Below are 23,462 nucleotides of genomic sequence, written 5' to 3'. Positions count from 1 at the left end.
CTCATTTCATCCGCCAATAGAGACTCAGGTACGCATAGTTGCGATGTTCGCGCTCGCCGTCATAGGGATGGAGCGCGTGCCCGATTCCGTAAAGCAGATACAGGGCCGGATCCATGCGCCACTCATGCTCGTAGCGCAGGTCTCCCACCGCTCCGCCGGAAAAGCCTTTTTGCGAATAATGTCCGGCTGTCAGCGAGACACGCTGCCGGAAGGCGTTCTCATAACGCCGCCAGCCCAGCCACTCGCCAACGACTGTCACAGCCGCCTCGCGATCGCGCTCCGGGTTGAAGTAACTGGTGCCGGCCTCGCTGTTTCGCGAAGCCGAAAGTGCAGCGGTGGTCGACAATTTGAAGGATGGGCCGGAGATCCAGCGCTCGGTCCACCAAATGCGGGTGGCTTCGCGCCGGTTATCGTCGGAAAAGCGTGTTTGCGCGATCTCGGCACCGACCATGCGCGACTCGTGTTCCGTCCAGGTCGAACCGAGGGCTAATGAACGCCCAGTGATGTCGTCACGGTACGCCGCAGCGGCAAGATCGTTCACATTGCTGTCGAACTCGGCGTAGCTGCGCCACTGATCGGACCAGCCGATGGAAACATTGGCAGCAACACCGTTGCGATCCGCGTCGCCGGCAGCATGATTCAACTCCACTGCTGCACCGATGCCGTTCAACCTGTAATCGATACCGACGCCATATCGCGTGCGCGACACCGACTCCTCGTCCGCGTCGCCTTCCGCACGATTCAGTCGCACAAATCCACGGTACGGCGTGCCAATCGATTGAGTCAGCGGCGGTGAGTACAGGACGGCATCGAACACGGATTCGGCCCCGGCAGTTTCTGCTCCTCGCCCGATCACGGTATCGACCTGCAGGTGATATGTGTTTTGACTGTCCAGCTCACGCTTGAAACCCTGCACCGCCATTCGATCCGGATAGTTCGTCAGCAGTGGTGCGAACACCGTGCCGGCATCATCCAGCCTGTTCATTGCCATCAAGGCTTCCGCATACCCGAGGCCAGCCTCGGCAGACTCGGGATAATCCGCCTGCAGCAATCCATATTCCTCCAGCGAAGCGCGCGGGTGCGCCCTCCTCAACTGCAGCAATGCCCAGGCGGAACGGATGTCGTGATTGAATGGCGCCAGTCGGCGTAATTCTGCAAGGCGCTGCTCTGCAAGTTCGGTGCGGTCGGAATACAAACGGACGAGTGCAGCCATCAAGGCGGCACGCGAATATTCGTTGTTCGGTGTCTCGACAGCGGCTGTCCCCTTGTTCACATAGGTAGGGATACCGGCAAGAAGACGGTCTGCCAGCTTATCCGCTTCGTGATACTGTTCCGCCTCGCCGTAGGCGTAAATGAGTGCGATCTGCCAATCGAATGCCTCGGCCATCTTTGCGCTTTGTGCATCGTTCAATACCTCCAGATACAGGTCTCGCGCACGCTCCGGCTGCCTCTGTTCCAGATACGCATCGGCCGCTGCCGCTTTGACATACGGTGGTACTGCTTCCTTCTTCCCGGGCAACGCTTCGTAAAGCTCAACCGCTTCACGTGTGCGAGCGCGGTTGCGCAATGCGACAACCCGGTCGAATGCGGTCCGGCTCGCAGGCCCGAATTGTCTTTCATTGGTTTCGTTCTGTTGCAGGGCGAGGTCCGCAGTGAAGAAGCGGCCAGGCGTGTCATCCGCATCCAGTTGCGCCTTCCCGAACAGCACGGTGCGCGCGGCAGCGTCATCCGCGAGTCGACGACGCTCTTCGGAGGTAAATGCATCGGGGTGACTTTCTGCCAGCCGACGGGCCAGGTGGAAAGCGCCTGCGTTATTCAGTGCGAATACGCGACCACGCAACGCGTAGCGGAAGTTCGGCGCAACCCGCAGCACCTCCTGATATGCAGCTGCAGCAGGAATCCACTCCTTGCGCGCCTCATGCATCTCGGCCAATGCTACGATCAGCGGCGCGTCCTGCCGCGTATAAGCAGAAGGTGCTGTCGGCAGCCGGGATCTGATGTGATCAAGCGCTGCTTGCTCCTGCCCCTGTGCCAGCAAGGAATACGCGAGGCCGGCGTGCGCTTCCGCGTCGTCGGGTGTCTTGGTGAGGAGTAGTCGATATGCGGACTCGGCGTCTTTTGCCTTTCCCGCGATCCGTGCCGAGCGTGCTACGGACTTGATGGCGTACGCCGGCGCTTCCGGATTGACGATCTGCTCGTAGTAGCCCAGCGCGGCCTCATGTTGACCCGCCATGTCGTGTACGGCCGCAAGGTCATAGACAATCCTGAGGTCTCTGGAGTCGTCGCGATGCCATTCATTGAGTCTGGCAAGGGCGCTCGCTGTGTCGCCCCTACGTGCGGCCTGGATTGCGGCATCGTATTCTGCAGCAGGCACGGCTGCATGCGCCGAGGCCATGAGCAGCCACGCACCCGATGCAATATAGATGGAATACGGCCGACAAAAACGCATTGCGGTTCCCCCTGAGGACGAAAAGTGCCAAAGAACACTTTGCCGCAACGCCAATTTCTACTTGGAACTTAATGCACCACGGCATGTTTCCAAAGTAGCATTTCCATCAATCCACTGTAAGAATTTGTAAAGACGGTTGAGTTGCATCAACTACAATTTCTCTAGAGAAATTTTCCTATTCCTGATCCCGGACGCGATTCAATGCTTCATCAATCCGTTCGACGCCAATCACCGTCAGTCCCTCGATCTTCTGCTTCGGCGCATTCGATTTGGGGATAAGTGCAATTGAAAAGCCGAGCTTGGCCGCTTCGCGAAGCCGTTCCTGCCCACGCGGCGCTGGCCGGATTTCACCAGCCAGCCCGACCTCCCCGAACACAACTAGTCCGCGAGGAAGCGGCTTGTTTCGCATCGATGAGTGAATGGCCAGCAACACCGCAAGGTCCGCGGCGGGCTCGCTGATTTTTACCCCGCCCACCGCATTGATGAAGACATCCTGATCGAATGCTGCAATCGCCGCATGTCGGTGCAATACGGCAAGCAACATAGCCAGCCGGTTCTGCTCCAAGCCGACCGAAAGCCGCCTGGCGTTCGGAACGTGAGAAGTATCCACAAGCGCCTGGATCTCCACGAGCAATGGACGTGTTCCCTCCTGTGTCACCATCACGCAGGAACCTGGAACCTGGCTGTCGTGCTGCGACAGGAACAAGGCGGAAGGATTGGACACGCCTTTCAAACCCTTCTCTGTCATGGCGAACACGCCAAGTTCGTTCACAGCGCCGAAACGGTTCTTGAAGGCGCGCACCAGCCGGAAACTGGAATGGGTATCGCCTTCGAAATACAGCACCGTATCAACGATGTGTTCCAGCACACGCGGTCCGGCCAGCGCCCCCTCCTTCGTCACATGGCCGACCATGATGATGGTGATGCCGGATTGTTTTGCAACGCGCGTCAGTTGTGCGGCGCATTCGCGCACCTGCGCCACGGAGCCCGGGGCCGAAGTCAGCGCCTCTGAATAGACCGTCTGGATGGAATCAATCACCGCTACCTGCGGTTTGTGCTCGGCAAGCGTATTGAGGATCTTTTCGAGCTGGATTTCTGCCTGGAGCTGGAGCTCCTTCGCATCAATCGCCAGGCGTTTTGCACGCAGGGCAATCTGTGCGCCGGATTCCTCACCGCTGACATAAAGCACTTTCTTGACACGCGACATGTTTGCCAAGGCTTGCAACAGCAAGGTCGATTTGCCGATGCCCGGGTCGCCGCCGATCAGGACGACACCGCCAGCAACCAGTCCGCCGCCCAACACACGGTCGAATTCTTCTATACCCGTGCCGAAGCGCGGCACATCGATCGCTTCGATATCCGCAAGGCTCAGCACTGGAGCAGTTTGGGCCAAACCTTGATATTGCGTAGAGAAGCGGTTAGCTGCCGGTTCGATGACGGTTTCAACCAGTGTATTCCACTGCCCGCACGAAGGGCATTGTCCCGCCCACTTGCTCACAACGCCACCGCATTCGGTGCAGGTGTAATTTGTCTTCTGTTTTGCCATGAGAGTTAAATATCTGAGTGCCGCATGAAGACCGGGCTGTCAGCGCTCCACGATCGCGACGCGCGGCGCAAGCGCGCACATCAGTTCATAGCCGATGGTACCGGCAGCGCTCGCCACCTCGTCGATCGGGAGACCTTCACCCCATAGAACAACTTTGCTGCCGACATGGGCGTTGGGCACCTCCGTGAGGTCGACCGTGATCATGTCCATTGAAACCCTGCCAACAATCCGGGTCTTGATGCCGTGAACAATCACGGGCGTACCGTTGGGCGCATGACGGGGATAACCATCGGCATATCCGCAGGCGACCACGCCCGTCGTCATTGGCCGATCGGCAATGAAGCGGCTGCCGTATCCGACCGCATCACCTGCCCGGACATGCTGCATGCCGATGATTTCGCTGGCAAGCGTCATGGCAGGCTTCAGCCCAAATTCGTCCGCCGTGCGTCCCCCCGGTGTGCCGCCGTACAGCATGATCCCCGGACGCACCCAGTCAGACAAGATATCCGGACGCGTCAGGACAGCTGCCGAATTGGATACGCTGCGTACGCCCGGCAGCCCCTCGGTCGCAGCATGAAAGCGATGAAGCTGCTCCGCCATCGGCATGCCGGCATTGCTCGGGTCATCGGCATTGGCGAAATGGGTCATCATTGAAATGCTTGCGACCGAAGCAGTCGCACGCAGGCGCTCGTAGGCCGCCCGGAACTCTTCCGGCCGGAATCCCAGCCGGTTCATACCGCTGTTCATCTTCAGATGGACGTCGATCCGCAAACCTGGCTTTGCCTGCGCGAGCATGTCAATCTGTTCATTGCAATGCACCGCGACCTGGATATCATGCGCGGCGACTACCGGCAGATCCGCCTGATCAAAGAAACCCTCGAGCAAAAGGATAGGTTTTTGCCAACCCATTTCACGCAGCCTTACCGCACTGTCAACCTCGATCAGCGCCAAGCCATCCGCATCGGAGAAGGCACGCATTCCACGCGCCAGTCCATGGCCGTACGCATTTGCCTTCACCACTGCCCAGACATTTGAGCGGGGCGTAGCGGCTCTTGCAATGTTGAGGTTGTGCCGCATTGCGGCGATGTTGACGGTAGCAACAAGGGGTCTAGGCATGAAACAAAGTAGATGGTGGACAACAATAAGGAGCCGTTCATTTTACCGGACGCAGTACTTTCGCTCTTGGCAAAACCTGCGGTTACCCCAACTTTTCATGGTATAAAGCAAGCCGGATACAGATGAGAGACATTGGTACGGCTCAATATGCGGATGAATCGCGGTTTTTATACCATTATGGCGGCGCAGTTCTTTTCGTCGCTCGCAGACAATGCTCTCCTCATCGCAGCCATCGCACTCTTGACCACAATGCAGGCACCAGCGTGGATGACCCCGCTGCTCAAGCTGTTCTTCGTGCTGTCTTATGTGCTACTGGCTGCATTTGTCGGCGCCTTTGCAGATTCGCTGCCCAAGGGCCGCGTCATGTTCATCACCAACCTGATCAAGATAGCCGGTTGCGTGATGATGTTTGTCAGCGTCCACCCCCTCATCGCCTATGGCGTCGTCGGCTTTGGTGCTGCAGCGTATTCTCCTGCCAAGTACGGCATCCTCACCGAACTGCTTCCCCCGGAAAAACTGGTCGCGGCAAATGGATGGATCGAAGGACTGACAGTAATTTCAATTATCCTTGGCACCGTGATGGGGGGCGCCCTCGTCAATTCACAGGTGGCGGCGACATTGCTGAGCTTCGATTTCCCGGTTATTGACCTGGGCATTGATACGCCGGCCGAAGCGGCACTCTCCGTCATCATGCTCGCCTATTTCGCCGCGTCCGCATTCAACCTGCGAATTCCGGACACAGGTGCCCGATATCCTCACCAGGAACGCAATCCGATCAAGCTGGTTGCTGATTTCGCCGGTTGTTTCACCACGCTGTGGAAGGACAAGCTGGGCCAGATTTCACTCGCCGTCACCACACTGTTCTGGGGTGCCGGCGCGACGCTGCAGTTCATCGTGCTCAAGTGGGCAGAGAAATCGCTCAATATGCCGCTCGACAAGGCTGCAATCCTGCAAGGGGTCTTTGCCGTCGGTGTGGCAGTTGGTGCAACTGCTGCAGCGCGCTTCGTCCCCTTGAAGAAGGCGCTGACCGTGATGCCGCTCGGGGTCGGAATGGGCCTGATCGTGACCACCATGACCATGGTGCATACCGTCTGGCTTGCTTATGTGCTGCTGATATTGATCGGCGCCCTCGCCGGCTATTTTGTCGTACCAATGAATGCCTTGCTCCAGCATCGCGGCCATGTGCTGCTTTCTGCAGGCCACTCGATCGCGGTCCAGAACTTCAACGAGAATCTTTCAGTGTTGACCATGCTGATGCTGTATGCACTGATGGTCAAAATGAACCTGGACATCAATGTCGTTATCATCCTGTTCGGTCTGTTCGTCGCCGGCACCATGATTCTTGCCATGCGCAAGCATGCTGCCAACCAGCGTGTATATGACTCGTTGTCGTTGATCGGCGAGCACAAGCACTGATGCCATAGCGGCAACACGTTCGCTGAATAAAAGCCGTCAGCCGTGAGCCCGTCTCAAGCAGAATATGTGATGCTCGACTCGGCGCGGCTGCGCCAATCGTCAGGCACGATAAAGCCGCGATCCGTCTCCAGCATGTCGTTTCCGTGTCGCTCGACAATTGCGATCAGCACCGGGGTATGGTGTTGCTCAAAATGATTCGTCAGTGACGAATTCAAAGCAGCGGCGTCCAAGGCGTTCTCGATCGATGTTTTGGCAGGAGCCAGCCAACTGAGTCGCGGCAGCATCACAAATCGCCCTGCTCCGCTTTCACTGAGTCTCCCGAACTCCTTTTGCTCCAGCCAGAAGCCGCGGCAATGCGCAAGCGCAACTCCCTGCGGCAGCTCAGGCACGGGCGTTCGTCCGTGATAAAACAGCCAACCTTTGACAAGGGCTTGTGCACGCGCGATCTGCTCGGTAAGGAGTTGCTGCGCAGCCGGATGCTGTGACAAGGACAACTGGCGGTCCATGATCTTCCGGATTTTTGCTCCCAAGGTATCGGCCAGGTTCGGACCGACGAAATAGTCGGCATGGCGCCCGTGGCCGCTCGACTCCAGCAGATAGAGCTTCGTTGCGAACTCCCAATGCACAAGGTCTTGTCCATGACGCACCAGGAAATCGAATTCGCCGACGGTTTCGTTCTTCCCGGCGCGCACCTGCACTCCATGGGCGACAAGGGTGCCGCAATGCTCGAGGTAGAACGCCATCAGTTTTTCAGCATAGCGGCCGAGGCGGGTGAAGGGTTGCAGGTCGAGGAAGGCGTGCAGATCGGCCGGTGCACGGTCAATCGCGTTTAGCCAGACTAGCGCATCGTCATCAAGCGGACCAAGTGTGGCAATGCGGCCACGCCACAGCTCGGCAGAAGAATCAAGCAAGTCCGGCGCATCGAGCAGCCATGCCAGGGTCCGGACGTGCGGGTCGATCAGGTGATTCCAGCGCCGGTGGAACTGTGCCTGAAACGACTGGAGCGTGTTGTCACTCGGCGCCTGCATAGGTCGCCATCGCGAGGCACAGATCGGCCCACGTTTTCTTTTTGTCGACCAGATTGCGCAGCAGATAAGCTGGGTGGTAGGTAACGACCAGCGGTTTTCCGGCATAGCGATGCACCGTCCCGCGCAATTTGGAAACCGGCGTCTCGGCATCGAGTCCCAGCAACGAAATGGCGGCCGTCTTGCCAAGCGCGACAAGAACAGTCGGCTGGATCAGATCGATCTGCCGTCGCAGATACGGCAGGCATGCCGCGGCTTCGGCCGGTGTCGGCGGACGATCGCGTCCGCTGTCATCAGTGGGGCGGCATTTGACGATGTTGGCGATATAGGCGTTCTCTCCGCGTTTGACGCCCATCGCGAGCAGCATGTTATCGAGCAGCTTGCCCGCCGGGCCAACGAAAGGCTCGCCCTTGAGGTCCTCATTGCGCCCCGGTCCCTCGCCAATGAAGAGCCACTTTGCCGTCTCGTCGCCAACGCCGAACACCGTATTGGTTCTGCCACGGCACAGTCCGCACCTGGTGCAGCTGGCCACGGTCTTCCTGAGTTGCTCCCAGCCCATTCCGGCGACCTCATCCTGCGCCATCCCATCGTCAAGAACAAGACTGTCTTGCGGGAAGAACGGTTCCGGCATGTCGATCGGTGGCGCATCAGCTGCGGCACCAGCCTGCGTGGATTCATTCGCAACCGTTTCGACAGTGAAGGTGTCCGGGGTTGCTGGAGTGGCGCGGCGCTGCCATACAGGCCCGATACCGATCTCCTGCAGAAATGCAAGCCGGCGTTCATCCATCGACATCGTCATATATGAAACCTCATCACGATTGCGTCCTCCCGGGTGTTGCCGACGGCCGGGTAATAGCCCTTGCGTACCCCGATCTGCATGAAGCCGTAGCGCTGGTACACAGCTAGCGCGCGGATATTGGATGGCCGCACCTCAAGCAGCACTGAGCTCATGCCGTTTTCCTTGGCAATGGCAACGATCCTGTCCAGCTGCAGTCGCCCGACTCCATGCCCATGCAGGTCGCGCCGAACGCTGATATTCAGCAGGTGCGCCTCGTCCACTGCAAGCATCAACAGGAAATATCCAGCCAGCGCACCGGACGTCTCGCGCACAGTCCAGGCCTGGTATCCGCTATACAGCGAGTCGAGGAAATTGCCGCGCGTCCACGGATGCGGATAGACGCTGTTCTCGATATTCATTACTTCCGGCAGATCGTTGACCTGCATCGGCGCAAAACGCAGCCCGGACGACTCTCCCGCGCATGCGATGTCCTGGTACACAGCACTCACGCAGCCACCTTGGCCAAACGCTCGACCGTCGTGAGCGCCACCTTGTTGCGCAGGTAAATCGGCTGCGCCTCGCGTGCGCTGACCGTCCGCCCGCTTGCCAGTGCGTGTTGTGCAAGCTGGGCCACCTGGCGCGCATGCGGCATCACGTCCGTTTTTGCATCCTTTGCGAACGGCATGGCATCAAACGTCGAGGCGTAGGAAATCAATCCATTGCCGCAGGCGACTACCGGTCCGCGGGCGACGACCTCTTCGGGAGAGGACAACGCAGGTGGCGTCACCACTTGCCATCCGTCTTCATAACGGTACTGCGCCCAGTACACTTCTTCCATGCGGGCGTCGAGGACAACCAAAACGTCGGTCGCAGTACAACGATCGCGGCAAGCCTGGGCCATTGCCTCAAGCGTAACGACCGGTACAACGGGCAAATCAAGGCCGAACGCCAGCCCTTGCGCCGCACCGCAGGCCGTGCGCACTCCGGTGAATGCTCCCGGCCCGGCGCCAAACGCGATGGCGTCGCATTGTGCCAATCCTATCCCCGCTTGGGCAAGCAAGGCCTGCACCATCGGCAACAATGTCTGGGAATGGGTTTGCACGCCCTCCGCTTCATGCGCAATGAGGTCTCCGCGATGCAGCAGCGCGACGGAGGCAAGTTCGGAGGAGGTTTCAATGGCGAGAATCGTAGGCATGCCGATATTTTACCGTGCCCTCTCCGTTGGGCGTGATGACAAATTACGGGAGAAACCGTGCATGTCGGCTTGGCAAGCGAGGCCGAACTGTCAAGGCTGCGAGGAGAGTTGCAGGCACAGAAGCAATTGGCATCCCGTACAATATGCACCCACGCCAACCTGATGCTTACCATGCAACAATCCGCGATCACACTGGAAAGCCATAACATGGCACAACTGGCCGAGTGGCTCGACGAAGACACCTGGGTCGTTGCCTGCCTTTGTGCCGCTTGGTGCGACACATGCCGCGCCTACCGCAGCAGCTTTGACAATTTGGCCACCCAACATCCGGACAAGCGCTTTGTGTGGATCGATATCGAGGACCAGGCGGACTTCATCGGCGATATCGACGTCGAGAACTTCCCGACCTTGTTGATACAGCGCCGAGACCGTGTGGCGTTCTTCGGTACCGTGTTGCCAGAAGCAAAACTTGCTGACCGCCTGATTCAGGCACAGGCAGAAAAAAGCGATGCTGAATTGCGTTCCGAGGCAGCCAGCTCGCCGGAGCGTGCCGCGTGGCAGCGCGACTGTAATTTGCGCAGCTTGCTGGATGAAGCCGGCATTTAGCTCAAGCCAGGCGTAACGGCAAGCTGCGCAGGCGTTTGCCGGTCAGTGTAAACACTGCATTTGCCACTGCAGGCGCAATTGGAGGCGTGCCCGGCTCTCCGACGCCTTCTGGCGGCTCCGCATTCCTGATCATGACCGTCTCTACCACCGGTGCCTGGTTCATTCGCAATACCGGGTAGTCGTGGAAATTCTGCTGCTGTACCTTGCCATCCTTGAGCGTCACTTCGCCGAACAAGGCTGCACTCAGGCCGAAAATCACGGAGGACTCCATCTGCTGGGCGATGATGTTGGGATTGACCGCAATTCCGCAGTCAATGGCGCACGTCACCTTGTGCACGCGGATTTCGCTACCCTCCAGAGACACTTCTGCGACCTGGGCGACAATGGAACCGAACGACTGGTGCAGCGCGACACCATGCGCGTGTCCGGACGCCGGCTTTCCCGCCTTTGCCACTGCAGCGTCGAGCACCGCACGATGGCGTGGATGCTTCTTGAGGTAGCTGCGTCGAAACTCGACCGGATCCTTGCCCGCGGCATGCGCCATCTCGTCGATGAAGCTTTCCTTGAAAAATGCGTTGTGCGAATGCCCCACGGAGCGCCAGTAACCGAGCGGTACCGGCGTCGGCACCGTCACATGCGCAATGCGCTGGTGCGCAAATTCGTAAGGCATGTCGAATGCCCCCTCGGCCGTCGTCTTGTCCGGCCCCGCACCCATCAACCCGAATGTGCGCTCCAGGACCTGATGCGTAATGGAGCCTGACGCAAGCTTGTTGTCATAGGCGACAACGTTGCCCTCTGCGTCCACCGATGCGGTGAAGCGCGCCACCGCGGCAGGTCGGTACATGTCATGCTGCATGTCCTCCTCGCGGCTCCAGATCACCTGCACCGGTGCGCCGCCGGTCGTCATCGCGATGGCCACAGCCTGCGCCACCATGTCGATTTCCAGCCTCCGCCCGAATCCGCCGCCGAGGTAGGTGACATGCAGTGTCACATCCTCCGCATTGACATTCGCGACCTTGGCTGCCGTGTCGGCTGCGATGCTGGGGACCTGCGTCGGAACCCACACTGTCACCTTGCCATCCCTGACCTGGGCGGTGCAGTTGATCGGCTCCATCGTCGCATGTGCGAGGAAAGGCGCCGTGTATTCCGCTTTCAGGTCTTTCGCCACCTTTTCTGCTTGCGGCTCGCCTACGTGGTAATAGGTAAATCCGGATTCGGTATCCAGTTTTGCACGCAGCTCTTCAAACACAGCCGCGGTGGACAGCTTTGCGTGCAGACCATCGTTCCACGTCACCGGCAAGGCCGTTACCGCCTGCTTGGCCTGCCAATAGAACTTTGCCAGCACGGCGACGCCCGTCATGCCGGGTGCAGCACCCGAGAAATCCACGATGCGGATCACACCCGGCATCGCCTTGACGGCATCGGCCTCGAATGCCCGCACCGTGCCGCCAATCGTCGGTGACATCCTGACGGCGGCATAGACGAGGCCGTCAGGGCGCGCATCCAGACCGAAACCCGCTGTGCCGTTCACCTTGGCAGCGGAATCGCGCCGCGGTTGCGACGTGCCGATCAGCTTGAAGTCTTTCGGGTCCTTCAGGCGGATGGCGTCGGGTGCGCTGTCAATCGCCTTTGCAGCCAGTTGGCCGTACGCAGCGCGCTTGCCGCTCGCATGCAGGACCGAACCGTTTGCGGTCGTGCATTCCGACGCAGGGACATTCCACTCTTTCGCAGCGGCTGCGACCAGCATCGCACGGGCCGTGGCACCGGCTTCGCGCATCGGATGCCATGTGTCCTTGACCGAGGAAGAACCGCCGGTGACCATCAATCCGAGTTCGCGCGCCGTCTTGCCGGTCAGCCAGCGCGCCACTTCCTTGAATGTACCCGCGCCATCCGGATGAAACGGCAATCCATCCTGCAGCATGGCGACATTGCCGAAGATCTTGTCGAGCGGAGCACGCTCGATCTGTACCATCGACAGCGGTACATCAAGCTCCTCCGCCACCAGCATCGGCAGCGCGCTATACACGCCCTGCCCCATCTCGCACTGCGGCATCGCAACGGTCACGATCCCGTCCCTGGCGATCTTGACCCAGCCGTTCAATGCAACTTCACCTTCCTTCGTCGGCAGGCTCTTTGCGGTGTACAGACGCTGACGGGTGGGCATCACGCCCCAGCCAACGATCAAAGCGCCGGCAGTGCCCAGGCCGCCGAGGATAAATCGACGGCGCGAACGCTTTTCGGGTTTGGTCGACTGCATGGCTCCTCCGTATTTAGTTTTGTGGTGTTTGTGGCATGCTACTTGAATCCCCCACCCCTTTGCTCGGGGAGAACCGAGCACATCCTCTACATCCTTTTCAACCCAAAACAAGATGACCCAGAGTTTTTTTCAGTCCTTCATCATTCTGCTGCTGGTGACGGATCCGTTCGGCAATGTGCCATTGTTCGCGAGCGCATTGGCCAATGTGCCGCCCGAACGACGCGGGCGCGTAATCGTGCGGGAATGCGCGATCGCTTTCCTGCTCCTGCTCCTGTTCATGTTCTTCGGGCGCCACTTCCTGACGGCGCTGCAACTGAGTGACATCGCGTTGCGCATCGGCGGCGGCGTGATCCTGTTCCTGATTGCGCTGCGCATGGTTTTTCCGCAACCCGGCGGCGTTTTTGGCGACCCGGAGACTGCGGGCGAACCGTTTATCGTCCCCTTGGCCATTCCGGCACTGGCCGGCCCGTCCGCGCTGGTGACGGTGCTGCTGTTTTCTTCGACGAATGCGGCGAAAACCCTGCTCCATGTCGCTGTGCTGTCCCTGGTTGCGGTAGTGTGGCTGATCGTGCTCCTCAGTGCGGAACGCATGCAGCGCGTCGCGGGGCCGAGAGTGATGACGGCATTCGAACGCCTGATGGGGCTGATACTGACGGCGATGGCTGTAGAGATGCTGCTGGCCGGAATCAGGGCGTATGTGCAGTCGCTCCAGGCCTGATATCAAGGTCCGTTACAGCTTGCTCCGGACCCAGTTTGCGAGCTCGTCCACGTCGAGTTCGGCGATGCTCCCCTGCCGTATCACATGCGCAGCTTCTTCTGAAGAAGCATTCAACTGCCAGTTATTCAGGTACAAAAACAGCCCCATCGCCAGTAATGCAGCATGCTCATTGCCGACTACGAAGGGACGGTATTTCAGGATGCCTGCCGCATAGGCTGCGGCGAGGTCAGCGACATCGGCACGCTGCTCGACTGCCTGGTGCAATGGATAGGCGAAGGCCTGAGCGAGAAGCGTCGTGTCCGGTGTATCGCGTTTACCGGGAAGATCGCCCAGGCATTCCCGCTGCAACAGCAGCAGCGCTTCGGGATCGATGGAGCGCAGGTTCATTTGCTTAACAAGCGCAATGCATCGCGGTAATCGCGGATAAATGCACGCCCTGCCTCAAGCTGGTCCTGTATCGCGGGATTATCGGTAGTCAACAACAAGCCGCCTGCCGTTTCGGTCAGGAATACGGTTGAACCCACATTGCATTTCAGCCTGGCCACCACCTCCTGGGGCAAGGCCAGGCCGACCGACTCGCCGACCTGTATCAGTTTGATTGCATGCATGAACATTCCTGTCGCATCCGAATGCTCTCCATGGTATTCATGGCGCGTGAAAAATCAACGCGATACGTCAACAAGCGAGATGTGTGTCGAGCGCTGCCGTTCAGATCGTCTTGTAGAAATAGAAGATGGTCAGGGTAAAGCCGACAGTGATGATGAACCGGCGAAGCCATAGTGCGGGGATCTTCCGCGCGACGGTCGCCCCCCAGTAACCGCCCAGCGTCGCCGTGACCAGCATGGTGAACGTATGCGGCCAGCTCACAGCACCGGCGATGACGAAAGTGAGGACAGTGACGCTGTAAATTACCGCCGACAGCAGATTCTTGATCGCATTGATCTCATGCACGTCATCATGGCCTGACATGGCGAGGCTGGCGAGCATCAGGATGCCCATGCCCGCGCCGAAGAAGCCACCATACACCGATACGACCGCATGGCCGGCAAGCGAGGTTGCCGTATTCCCCGGCTGATGCGTCTTCGCACGGCGCAGCAACGTCGAAAGCTGCCCGGAAAAGGCGAACAGCACTGTGGCAAACAGCAGCAGCCACGGTATCAGCTTGGAAAATGTGTTGTCCTTCGTCGCCAGCAGCAGCAGGCCGCCGGCAATGCCGCCGAGAAAAGAAATAATCCCCAGCGGGATGAGGTAACGCTTGTATCGCGCGAGCTCCTGCCGATAAGCCCATGCACCGGACAGGCTCGCCGGCCAAAGTGCGACCGAGTTGCTGGCATTGGCAGCGACCGGCGGCACACCAACCGCCAGCAACGCAGGAAAGGAAAGGAAGGTGCCGCCCCCTGCCACCGAGTTCATTGCGCCCGCACAGAATGCGGCAATGCCAACCAGCGCGATTTCAAAAATGCTCATTTCTCCCCTCCGATCCTGTTTTCGATCCTGTTTTTTGCGTACGGTGCAAACGCTGTCGCACCAACGACTGCAGACAACGACAATTCACGCCGAGTATATTTCAATATAAATATGCACAAACTAAACGTTTAATCACTTTATTATTGCGTTTAAGTATCAACTGAATTAGCGTGCACCAATGGATCACTTCAAACAGATTTCGACTTTTGTTGATGTCGCCGCCAAAGGCAGCCTGTCCGCCGCCGCACGGGCCGAAGGCATCGCACCCGCAATGATTGGCCGGCGACTCGACGCGCTCGAAGAGCGGCTTGGCGTAAAACTATTGCAAAGAACCACCCGGAAGATCGCCCTCACCAATGAAGGTATTGCCTTCCTCGAAGACTGCCAGCGCATCCTGACCGAACTCGAGAATGCCGAGGCGGCGGTATCCGAGCGCAGTGCCCGTGCCAGCGGACACCTTCTGATTTCGGCACCCGCCGGCTTTGGCCGCCAGCACGTGGCACCGCTCATTCCTTCTTTCGTCGCCCAGCACCGCGATGTCACGGTCACCCTCAACCTGAACGACCGCGTCGTAGACCTCATCGGCGAAGGCATCGACGTCGCGATCCGTATCGCTGCCTTGTCGGACTCGAGCTTGATTGGCGTGAAGCTTGCCGACAACAAGCGCGTCGTGGTCGCCTCGCCGGACTACATCAAGCGTCATGGTGTACCGACGACGCTCGACGAGCTGGTCAAACATAACTGCCTTGCCATCAGCAGCGCCGGCAGCCAGCGCGGCTGGACCTTTCGCCAGCATGGCAAAAACGTCACCTTGCGGGTCACCGGCAACATGGTCTGCAATGATGGTGCCGTACTGCACGATTGGGCCTTGGCTGGCAAGGGCCTGGCATGGCGCTCGATGTGGGAGGTCGGCACCGAGATCGAGTCCGGCAAGCTCGTCACCGTGCTGGATGAATTCGCCGCCCCCGGCAACGATATCTACGCCGTCTTTGCGCAGCGTCGCCACCTCCCTTTGCGCATCCGCGCCTTTGTTGATTTTCTGCGCCATGCCTACGCCCAGGCGGACTACTGGCGGCGCCGATAATTTCAAAAACCCTCGGCGTCGGCAAGTGAAAACAATTCATGCGAGAAAGCGCGCAGCGTCCAAGAATGGCTTCCGAGAAGCGACTAGAATCACCATTGCCTTACAGCAACGAATTGCTGATTGAACGAGGCGAATGGACTATCGCTGACGCAGCACGAGCGCAAGAAAACCGAAGGAGACCCCATGAATTCCATCCTCAAGCAACTTACATTGACTTTGTGTGCAGCCTTCATCGGCACCGCGGCCTGTGCTGCCGAGCGCGGAACTGCCGACGAAGCCAGCACACTGGTAAAGAAGGCCGTCGCGTATCTGAAGGCAAACGGCAAGGACAAAGCGTATGCCGCCTTTAACGATCCGAAGGGACAGTTCGTTGATCGCGACTTGTACATCTTCGTGTACGACATCAAAGGATTCAATCAAGCGATTGGCAACGGCAACGCCACCAGGATGGTCGGCAAGAATCTTCTCGAGATGCGAGACGCCCATGGCAAGTACATCATCAAGAGTTTTATTGAACTGGCCGACAGCAAAGGCAAAGGCTGGGTCGACTACAAATGGCCGAATCCGGTGACCAAGTCCGTGGAATCGAAATCGAGCTACATTGAAAAGGTCGATGACGTCATTGTGGGCGCCGGCATTTACAAGCAATAGATCCAGAATCGATCTGCAACCAAGCGGCCTTCACGGCCGCATCTTTTTGCTCCATCACGCTGCGGAAATGCGACTGAAAGCCTGTTGAGATCTGGATTACGCCCAGAGCGATCTGTTCGATGCGATTGCAAACGGCGACATCCACGCTGGACCGCTTACATCGAGGCGATGACGGACGAGGAGCGGCTGGCATGAGAAGCGCGTACCGGCTGGAATGCATTCGACCTGACCAAGGTTTGGCCGCATAAGGTAGCGTGCCGGCGGAGATCAAGGAACGGCAACTGGTCCACTTTGACAAGGCAGACCCGGCCTACGGCAATGCAGTGCACGAAAACTGAAGGCATAAAACCAGCGGGCAGCCGAGAACGGTTGCCCATGGCTTTTTCGGTGGCAATCGGCAATGCGGCAGCGGTACGCATTTACCGTGTCCGGCAAGTGGCCTTACTTCCTCGTCACCACGCTGATTTGGCCGTCTGCTTCCAGCACGGCCTGCTCGACCAACGCAGGATCGCTGATGCCTTGCTTGCGCAAGCCGGCCCACAGCTCCTCTTCCGTCAGCTTTTCCTTCTTCAAATTGGCACGAATGACCTCGCCCCGGTGGATCAACAGCGTGGGCGTGTCCTGGGCGATCCGCCGCCAGCGCGGGAAGTAGTACTCGACGAGATTGAACACATAATCCCAGCCGATCACGACGGCGACGAGCAGCAGCAGATCCGGCGCTCTCGACGCATCCCCGGCGATCGCACGGCTCACCAGGTCGCCCACAATGACAAGTGCAATCACGTCGTTCGGCGCCAGGTTTCCCGTCTGCCGTTTCGGTAGCACACGCAACAGGACGGCAATCAGAAAATAGATCGCTGTGCCGCGTGCCACCGTTTCCCACCACGGATACTCGAATTGAAAAAGGACGTCCATGTGTCATCTCGCTGGGCCGCGCATGCCAACGGCTTTCGCCAGCCTCCCGAAGTTCCAGTCATCGGCCAGCAGGATCATTCTTGTGTGCAGGTCTTCCTGTACATGCGCGTCGACGGTACGGCCAAGATAGATCAATTCCTTGTTGCGCAATTCGACGTAAAACAAGTCGCGGTCCCTGGCCATTGCATGCCACAGTGCATTTGCGCCTGTTGACTGCCGCGCACCAGTGATCAGGCAGCCGCCCGTGCCCAGCCACCAAGCATAGATCGCGCTGGCGATGCCACGCCGCTGGTACGGCGGCGCGTATCTGGAATGCGGTGCGCGCAGATGGCGATCGGCACGCCGGCTCACCTCGATGAGTCGATTGAAGACGGTGTAGCCGGCCAGACGTTGCTCGAACGGATCCTCCACGTAAATGTAATGCTCCCCGTCAGCCACGCGGTAACGGAAGAGCAGGCCCGGCATGCCGGCGATATCCAAGACAGGCAGATCGAACAGCACACTGTTCCGGCAATGCAGCCGCTCGTACAGCCGGGACAGTTCCTCCTGCAGATCTGTCGGCGGAACTTGCACATCAATGCGCAGCGCCTTGGGACGCTGCCACGGAATAAACGGGAATGAAAAAGGGACGAAAAAAGAGTACATGCGCATCTCCTGTTGCAAACGACAAAACGCGGACACTCCCGTTCGTCAGCCATGCGGCAAAATGCCGCCACGCCAACGATGTGAGGAGGAACAAGCGCGTCGGACGGAAGTGTTATGCAGCAGCGGCGAGCATCAGGCTCGCACGCAGCCAACGGACAATGGAAACCTCAGAGAGGGTTTGGAAAGTGGCTCGGGAGGCGGGGAAGTGCTGCTTGATCCTGACGCTCACCGAGCTCAGGAAAGCCGGGCGAGGTTTCGAGCAGAAAGTTGTGCGCGCACGCACACAGAGGAAGATGCAGTCGACACGACGACCGAGTCGCTTCCTTCACGGAAGCGCAGGGACTGAGGTTTCCGGCACATGCAAACCTGGTTCACGTCGCTGACTTATATGAGAGTGTTTAACGCTCCCGAGTATATTGTTTCTGCGTTTTTAGTCAATTCAGCCGCGAGTGATGCGCGCGTTGCTCGGCGCATTCCAAGACAGATCTTTCATGTCATAGCGCGCCCCCGTGAGGCGGTCGCCTCTTGCAGAACTGCTCATGCATTCGGAGCCGGAACGGGGCACCCATCCGGTTGTATGCAACTCTCCATGTGTGCCAAGACACACCGGATGACTCGCTCGAAATTTTCAACAACCGGCTAAAACTGGTAACCGACTCGCAGCGCGCCCCAGTGCCTTCCATTTACCCAGATCGGAATGGACAGATCCTTCATCACCACGTGGTTTCCGCCTCCCATATCACGCCGGTATGTCTGCAACAGGAACTTGCGTTCGTTGTTGACTGCCGCCGTCTCGGTCCGCCCGCGGAAAAAGCGGCGATTGCGGCAATTGGCCTGATTCCATACCGGGTCCGGCCCCTGCGGCTTGGAGCATTTGCGATTGTGCGTCGGGATATAGCAGTGCATGTCCGTGGCAATGCCGTAGGCGATCTTGGGCGACCACGTCAGGATATCTTCGAGGATCGGCGGCAGTGCCCGGTCGGTGAATTCCGTGAAGCGGGTCATGTATTGTTCCGGACTCGTGCCGGGGATCAGCTGATGCTTGCTGTCGAACAGATCCGCCATGCTGATCACGCCTTTGTGCACGGACTCCTCGAACAGTTTGCTGATCTTCGCGCCCGCTTCGACCGCTGCGTCGATGAATGGCGTGTCCTCAGTACGCACGCCGCTTTCCGCCACCATCTCGATCAATGCCTCGGACAAGGAAAGGAAACTGTCCGTCCGTTTGCTCGCCTGCTGCAACGCGCTCGCGGTTTCTGCCACCTGCCCCGACAGGCCCCGTACCGATTCCAGCACACCGGCGCAACCCGCCAGGTTCTGCTGGGCTGTGATCGCAATGCCGCCCACACTGCGTTCGACCTCGGACACGGCCGCGTCGAAGGAGTTCTTTCTTTCCGTTCCCTTGCAGTCGCCATCCCTGGCACGGATATCGTCCGCCAGCAGCTTGATGCGCGCGTCGAGCTGGGTGACGGTGCTCATGATCTGTTTCGAGGATTGTTCGACTTTGGCTGCCAGCTCCCGCACTGCATCGGCGACCACGCCGAAACCACGGCCTGCTTCGCCGGCGCGCTTCGCCTCCACCGAGGCGTTGAATGCGACCAGTCGGGTCTGCAGCGCGATTTTCGTGATCTCGCTTGCAGCATCGGCGACGTCGGCCAGATTGTCGGTGACGCCGATCACGCCCTGCCCGATCTGCTCCACTGTCTGTCGGGCACGCTGCACCGACTCGCTGCTTGCTTTTGTCGCCTCTTCAATTGCCTAGTTGGCGCGAATCATCGCATCAATTTCAGCCGCCAGCGCATTGAAGGTTTCCGCCTGCCTGCTGCTCGTGACGGCGAGATCATCGATCAGGCCATTGAGCGTTGCGGACTCCTTGCCCAATCCGGATGCCTGATGTGCGACCCGCCCGACCACATCTTCCATCTCCGTGCCGGCGGCGGGCGCCGCAGGCACCATTTCCGGCTCTACCCGGCTCTTGCCAAATTGAAAAAACATTCTGTTGTCTCCTGTAAATTTTTTTGCCCATCGTATAGCCGCGTTTGACGGCGGTCAATTCAATGCTGTCGCATGGTTGCGGGAGTATCATCAAAGCGATTGCATCGCCACATGAAGGGGAATGCAGAATGCAGACACCGCCTCTCTCCTCAACGCCGGACCGAACCATGCGCGCCATGTTGCTTGATGCCCCGCACGCGCCGCTGCGCCTTGCCTCGGTTCCCATACCTCGCCCGTCCGCGCACGAAGTCCTGATCCGCGTCACGGCATGCGGCGTATGCCGTACCGATTTGCATATCGCCGACGGGGAATTGCGGCCGCACAAGACGCCATTAATCATGGGACATGAGGTCGTCGGTATCGTTGTCGACAAGGGAGAACTGGTTCAGAACATCTCAGTCGACGCGCGCATCGGTGTGCCGTGGCTCGGAGGAAGCTGCCGCCACTGCGGATTCTGTGCAGCGCAGCGGGAGAACTTGTGCGACAACGCACACTTTACGGGATACGACCGCGACGGCGGATATGCGCAATACACCGTTGCAGACGCACGCTATTGCTTCCTTATACCGGATCGTTACGACGACTTGCGGGCCGCGCCTTTGCTGTGCGCGGGACTGATCGGCTACCGGGCGTATGCAATGACGGGAGACGCAAAAAGACTGGGCTTGTACGGTTTTGGTGCAGCCGCACACATCATTGCGCAAGTCGCGAGGCAGCAAGGCCGTGAGGTCTACGCATTTACGCGCCCGGGTGATATCCGCTCGCAGGAATTCGCTCGCACGCTCGGCGCTGTGTGGGCCGGAGGATCCGACGCCTCGCCGCCGTTGCCGCTCGATGCGGCAATCATTTTCGCTCCGCTAGGAGCGTTGGTGCCGCAGGCGCTCTCGGTTACCGGCAAAGGAGCAATCGTCGTCTGCGCCGGCATCCATATGAGCGACATCCCTGCGTTTCCGTATTCCCTGCTATGGGGCGAACGCTGCGTACGTTCAGTCGCGAATCTGACACGCGCAGACGGCGATGCATTCTTTAGGCTTGCCGGCCAAATGGAGATCCGGACGTCTCCGGTGGCATTCCCGCTGGAACGGGCCAACCAGGCACTGGCCGCCCTGCGTGCCGGTGAATTCGATGGAGCGGCGGTGCTTGTTCCGGAAATGACAGGCTGATGTCATGCCACGAATTTACATGTACGCCATGTAAATAATTGCCAACTGAAAGATCCGGCACGCAGAAAAACGGCGAAAAAAAATCCCCGGCAAGCCGGGGATTTTTAGTTTCTTGATTCAGCGGGCTGGATTACAGCGGCTGAATTGCGGAAGCCTGTTTGCCCTTCGGGCCGGTGGTGACTTCAAAAGAAACGCGCTGATTTTCCTTCAACGACTTGAAGCCGTTGGATTGAATCGCGGAGAAGTGTGCGAACAAATCTTCGCCGCCTTCGTCCGGGGTAATAAAACCAAAACCTTTAGCGTCGTTGAACCACTTGACAGTACCTGTTGCCATTACATTTCCTATTACAGTTAAAAGGGCTTTCGCCCGGTGGATCCTTTGAAGCAAGAAAGAATGACAGACAAATACTGCACTACTAGCTCGAACTTCAATCGGTGGCCGATTATACGCACAAATTCGGGAAGTTGGCAAAGGATTCTCAAGGCAGTGTTTTCTTCCTGCGGCAGGACCGTGCAAACTCTTCGATAGCAACATCATCCCGAGTCGCTTCCCTGCATTGGCATGGTTGGTGCATAGAGGTATTTCAATTCCTCTTCCCTTCATGCCCCGCCATGCAAACAGTATTTACAAGCATTAAATCGCCTAGCGGCAAATCCGTCGGTGCGACGCGCTCTGCGGCATCAACAAGCCGCAAGCCGACTGTACAGTCAAACAGCCTTCAAAAAACGATGCGCGAAACGTTCGGGATCGCGCATTTGCGGCCCGGGCAGCAGGAGGTCATCGATCATGTGCTAAAGGGTCATGACACGCTGGCGATCATGCCAACCGGAGCCGGCAAGTCGCTCTGTTATCAATTGCCCTCTCTCAAGATTCCCGGCGTGACGGTCGTTGTCTCCCCACTGATTTCACTGATGAAGGATCAGGCAGAAAAACTGGAAACAGCCGGCGTGGCAGCAGCCGAAGTCAATAGCACGCTGACCAGCCGCGAAGAGGCAGTGGTATTGGAAAGCATCAAGCAGTCCGATAACGAATTCGTGTTCGCCACACCGGAACGAATGTCTGATCCGGAATTTCTCGCCACGTTAAAGCAGGGCAAAGTCAGCCTGTTTGTCATCGACGAAGCGCATTGCATCTCACAGTGGGGACACGATTTCCGCCCGGCCTATCTGGAACTGGGCCACGCAATCAAGGCGCTTGGCAATCCGCCCGTGCTTGCATTGACGGCCACCGCAACGGATGAAGTGATTGATGACATCGGCAAGCAACTTGAGCTACCCGACCTGCGCATTATCAATACCGGCATTTACCGCCCGAACCTGCACTACCGAGTCGAACCTGCGACTGATGAAAACGAGAAGCTGCTGCAGGTGACGCGCATTGCGCGAGAAACATCTGGCTCCGGCATCGTCTATGTGGCGACAGTAAAAGCGGTGGATGAGGTGTACCGGGCATTGCAGCAAGCGGGTGAGAGCGTGACTTTCTATCACGGCCAGTTGTCCGCAAAGGTGCGTGCGCAGAACCAGGACGCATTCATGAGCGGAGCGAGCCGCCTCATGGTCGCGACCAACGCCTTCGGCATGGGAATCGACAAGCGGGACATTCGCTTCGTCGTCCATTACCAGCTGCCGGCCAATCTCGAAGCGTATTATCAGGAATCGGGGCGCGCGGGCCGCGATGGCCATGCAGCAGAGTGCATTCTGATCTACTACCCGAAGGACAAGCAGGTACAGCAGTTCTTTCTTGCGCGCCGCTATCCGGGCGTTGACGATCTCGGGGATGTTTATGGTGCGCTGCAGACGCTTGCTGCCGAAAATCCTCACATATCTCCCGCCCGCTTGCATGCGGCACTGGAACATGTATCCGACAGCCGCCTGCAGGTCGCCGTCAAGCTGCTGAAGGACGGCGGGATCGTGGCGCAGGGAGAGGATCTCGGCTACCGGCTTTTGCGCGAGAAGGTCAAGGCCAGCGAACTCGCCAGCCTGGTCGAGGTGTATCGCGAAAAGAGCGCGCGGGATCACGAAGCGCTGGAACGCATGGTGTTCTATGCACAGACGGGCTTTTGCCGCTGGAAGATTCTGCTGGAGTACTTCAGCGAACATGCCGACTGGTCACACTGCCATGTTTGCGACAATTGCCGCCAGCCTCCGGAGCAGGCGCTCAGCCCGGAACATGTGCGCAATCACGCCCCGCCGGCCAGCCGTGCCGCGCGGCCGCGCCTGCCGGATGTCGGCAGCCCGGTGAAGGTGGCGAAGTACGGCGAAGGACGTGTGGTCTCGTCGGCAGGCGACAAGATCACGATCACTTTCCCTGACAGGCAGACCCGAACTTTCCTGCGCGATTACGTCCAGCCAGCGTAATTCACCCCTCCGCCCCTTCCCGCCCGCTCCCTTCGGGGGGCGGCGGGACACCCGTTTTATCCCGCCTGTGACGCTATT

23 protein-coding genes are annotated in these 23,462 nt (G+C 58.8%); 7 read left to right on the top strand and 16 right to left on the bottom strand.

Going from position 1 to position 23,462, the window contains the following annotated elements:
• Nucleotide 1: 1 nt before the first annotated feature.
• The 3 genes from pgaA to alr form a co-directional block, all read right to left on the bottom strand.
• Entirely contained in the window at nucleotides 2-2,449 is a 2,448-nt protein-coding gene (gene pgaA, locus ACYVIA_RS02365; RefSeq protein ID WP_460837511.1) for a poly-beta-1,6 N-acetyl-D-glucosamine export porin PgaA, read from the bottom strand.
• A gap of 175 nt (nucleotides 2,450-2,624) precedes the next feature.
• The gene (radA, locus tag ACYVIA_RS02360) at nucleotides 2,625-3,995 is read right to left on the bottom strand and encodes a DNA repair protein RadA (RefSeq protein ID WP_460837509.1); all 1,371 of its coding nucleotides are present in this window, start codon (nucleotides 3,993-3,995) and stop codon (nucleotides 2,625-2,627) included.
• Between the two features lie 39 nt (nucleotides 3,996-4,034).
• Complete coding sequence (alr, locus tag ACYVIA_RS02355; protein WP_460837508.1) at nucleotides 4,035-5,111, bottom strand: alanine racemase; 1,077 nt, start codon at nucleotides 5,109-5,111, stop codon at nucleotides 4,035-4,037.
• A 153-nt stretch (nucleotides 5,112-5,264) separates the two neighbouring features.
• On the opposite strand from alr, the gene lplT reads away from it, so the two are divergent.
• Complete coding sequence (gene lplT / locus ACYVIA_RS02350; protein ID WP_460837506.1) at nucleotides 5,265-6,527, top strand: lysophospholipid transporter LplT; 1,263 nt, start codon at nucleotides 5,265-5,267, stop codon at nucleotides 6,525-6,527.
• 53 nt (nucleotides 6,528-6,580) lie between these two features.
• Here the strand turns inward: lplT and ACYVIA_RS02345 are convergent, their stop codons facing one another.
• Genes ACYVIA_RS02345 through tsaB form a run of 4 tightly spaced genes read right to left on the bottom strand, consistent with a single transcriptional unit; the run spans nucleotide 6,581 to nucleotide 9,525 of the window.
• Nucleotides 6,581-7,555, bottom strand: a complete 975-nt coding sequence (locus ACYVIA_RS02345; RefSeq protein ID WP_460837503.1) for a DUF1853 family protein — start codon at nucleotides 7,553-7,555, stop codon at nucleotides 6,581-6,583.
• The gene (locus ACYVIA_RS02340) at nucleotides 7,539-8,345 is read right to left on the bottom strand and encodes a uracil-DNA glycosylase (protein ID WP_460837636.1); all 807 of its coding nucleotides are present in this window, start codon (nucleotides 8,343-8,345) and stop codon (nucleotides 7,539-7,541) included. The genes ACYVIA_RS02345 and ACYVIA_RS02340 overlap by 17 nt, the downstream gene beginning before the upstream one ends.
• 2 nt (nucleotides 8,346-8,347) lie before the next feature.
• The gene (rimI, locus tag ACYVIA_RS02335) at nucleotides 8,348-8,776 is read right to left on the bottom strand and encodes a ribosomal protein S18-alanine N-acetyltransferase (protein WP_460837634.1); all 429 of its coding nucleotides are present in this window, start codon (nucleotides 8,774-8,776) and stop codon (nucleotides 8,348-8,350) included.
• Between the two features lie 59 nt (nucleotides 8,777-8,835).
• Entirely contained in the window at nucleotides 8,836-9,525 is a 690-nt protein-coding gene (gene tsaB, locus ACYVIA_RS02330) for a tRNA (adenosine(37)-N6)-threonylcarbamoyltransferase complex dimerization subunit type 1 TsaB (RefSeq protein ID WP_460837500.1), read from the bottom strand.
• 207 nt (nucleotides 9,526-9,732) lie between these two features.
• Between tsaB and ACYVIA_RS02325 the strand changes: the two genes are divergently transcribed.
• Complete coding sequence (locus tag ACYVIA_RS02325) at nucleotides 9,733-10,131, top strand: thioredoxin family protein (protein ID WP_460837498.1); 399 nt, start codon at nucleotides 9,733-9,735, stop codon at nucleotides 10,129-10,131.
• A gap of 1 nt (nucleotide 10,132) precedes the next feature.
• On the opposite strand, the gene ACYVIA_RS02320 is transcribed toward ACYVIA_RS02325, so the two are convergent.
• Complete coding sequence (locus ACYVIA_RS02320) at nucleotides 10,133-12,388, bottom strand: xanthine dehydrogenase family protein molybdopterin-binding subunit (protein WP_460837495.1); 2,256 nt, start codon at nucleotides 12,386-12,388, stop codon at nucleotides 10,133-10,135.
• Nucleotides 12,389-12,500: 112 nt separating this feature from the next.
• Here ACYVIA_RS02320 and ACYVIA_RS02315 point away from each other — a divergent pair, with 112 nt between their 5' ends.
• A complete protein-coding gene (locus ACYVIA_RS02315) occupies nucleotides 12,501-13,106 on the top strand; it encodes a MarC family protein (protein WP_460837493.1) in 606 nt (201 codons plus the stop codon).
• Between the two features lie 12 nt (nucleotides 13,107-13,118).
• Here ACYVIA_RS02315 and ACYVIA_RS02310 read toward each other — a convergent pair whose 3' ends face one another.
• The 3 genes from ACYVIA_RS02310 to ACYVIA_RS02300 form a co-directional block, all read right to left on the bottom strand.
• A complete protein-coding gene (locus tag ACYVIA_RS02310; protein WP_460837491.1) occupies nucleotides 13,119-13,493 on the bottom strand; it encodes a Fic family protein in 375 nt (124 codons plus the stop codon).
• Nucleotides 13,490-13,714, bottom strand: a complete 225-nt coding sequence (locus ACYVIA_RS02305) for an AbrB/MazE/SpoVT family DNA-binding domain-containing protein (RefSeq protein ID WP_460837490.1) — start codon at nucleotides 13,712-13,714, stop codon at nucleotides 13,490-13,492. The genes ACYVIA_RS02310 and ACYVIA_RS02305 overlap by 4 nt, the downstream gene beginning before the upstream one ends.
• Nucleotides 13,715-13,814: 100 nt before the next feature.
• Complete coding sequence (locus ACYVIA_RS02300) at nucleotides 13,815-14,573, bottom strand: sulfite exporter TauE/SafE family protein (protein ID WP_460837488.1); 759 nt, start codon at nucleotides 14,571-14,573, stop codon at nucleotides 13,815-13,817.
• Nucleotides 14,574-14,751: 178 nt separating this feature from the next.
• Here ACYVIA_RS02300 and ACYVIA_RS02295 point away from each other — a divergent pair, with 178 nt between their 5' ends.
• Nucleotides 14,752-15,657 (top strand): LysR family transcriptional regulator, encoded by a 906-nt coding sequence (locus ACYVIA_RS02295; protein ID WP_460837487.1) that lies wholly within the window; start codon nucleotides 14,752-14,754, stop codon nucleotides 15,655-15,657.
• A 183-nt stretch (nucleotides 15,658-15,840) separates the two neighbouring features.
• Complete coding sequence (locus tag ACYVIA_RS02290; protein ID WP_460837485.1) at nucleotides 15,841-16,308, top strand: cache domain-containing protein; 468 nt, start codon at nucleotides 15,841-15,843, stop codon at nucleotides 16,306-16,308.
• 441 nt (nucleotides 16,309-16,749) lie between these two features.
• Here the strand turns inward: ACYVIA_RS02290 and ACYVIA_RS02285 are convergent, their stop codons facing one another.
• The 4 genes from ACYVIA_RS02285 to ACYVIA_RS02270 form a co-directional block, all read right to left on the bottom strand.
• Complete coding sequence (locus tag ACYVIA_RS02285) at nucleotides 16,750-17,223, bottom strand: DUF421 domain-containing protein (protein ID WP_460837484.1); 474 nt, start codon at nucleotides 17,221-17,223, stop codon at nucleotides 16,750-16,752.
• Nucleotides 17,224-17,226: 3 nt separating this feature from the next.
• The gene (locus tag ACYVIA_RS02280) at nucleotides 17,227-17,868 is read right to left on the bottom strand and encodes an N-acetyltransferase (protein WP_460837481.1); all 642 of its coding nucleotides are present in this window, start codon (nucleotides 17,866-17,868) and stop codon (nucleotides 17,227-17,229) included.
• A gap of 639 nt (nucleotides 17,869-18,507) precedes the next feature.
• Complete coding sequence (locus ACYVIA_RS02275) at nucleotides 18,508-19,623, bottom strand: methyl-accepting chemotaxis protein (protein ID WP_460837632.1); 1,116 nt, start codon at nucleotides 19,621-19,623, stop codon at nucleotides 18,508-18,510.
• Between the two features lie 3 nt (nucleotides 19,624-19,626).
• On the bottom strand, nucleotides 19,627-19,863 hold the full coding sequence (locus ACYVIA_RS02270) for a hypothetical protein (protein WP_460837480.1): 237 nt from the start codon (nucleotides 19,861-19,863) through the stop codon (nucleotides 19,627-19,629).
• Between the two features lie 167 nt (nucleotides 19,864-20,030).
• Here ACYVIA_RS02270 and ACYVIA_RS02265 point away from each other — a divergent pair, with 167 nt between their 5' ends.
• Nucleotides 20,031-21,026, top strand: coding sequence for a zinc-dependent alcohol dehydrogenase family protein (locus ACYVIA_RS02265; RefSeq protein ID WP_460837631.1), 996 nt, complete (start codon nucleotides 20,031-20,033; stop codon nucleotides 21,024-21,026).
• A gap of 130 nt (nucleotides 21,027-21,156) precedes the next feature.
• On the opposite strand, the gene ACYVIA_RS02260 is transcribed toward ACYVIA_RS02265, so the two are convergent.
• Nucleotides 21,157-21,360, bottom strand: a complete 204-nt coding sequence (locus ACYVIA_RS02260; RefSeq protein WP_088707577.1) for a cold-shock protein — start codon at nucleotides 21,358-21,360, stop codon at nucleotides 21,157-21,159.
• A 395-nt stretch (nucleotides 21,361-21,755) separates the two neighbouring features.
• Between ACYVIA_RS02260 and ACYVIA_RS02255 the strand changes: the two genes are divergently transcribed.
• Nucleotides 21,756-23,384, top strand: coding sequence for a RecQ family ATP-dependent DNA helicase (locus tag ACYVIA_RS02255; RefSeq protein WP_460837478.1), 1,629 nt, complete (start codon nucleotides 21,756-21,758; stop codon nucleotides 23,382-23,384).
• Nucleotides 23,385-23,462: the final 78 nt, after the last annotated feature.

The sequence above is a fragment of the Noviherbaspirillum agri genome (assembly GCF_054780595.1).
Note: the sequence above shows the minus strand (reverse complement) of the source record. Positions and strands in the feature narration are given on the sequence as shown.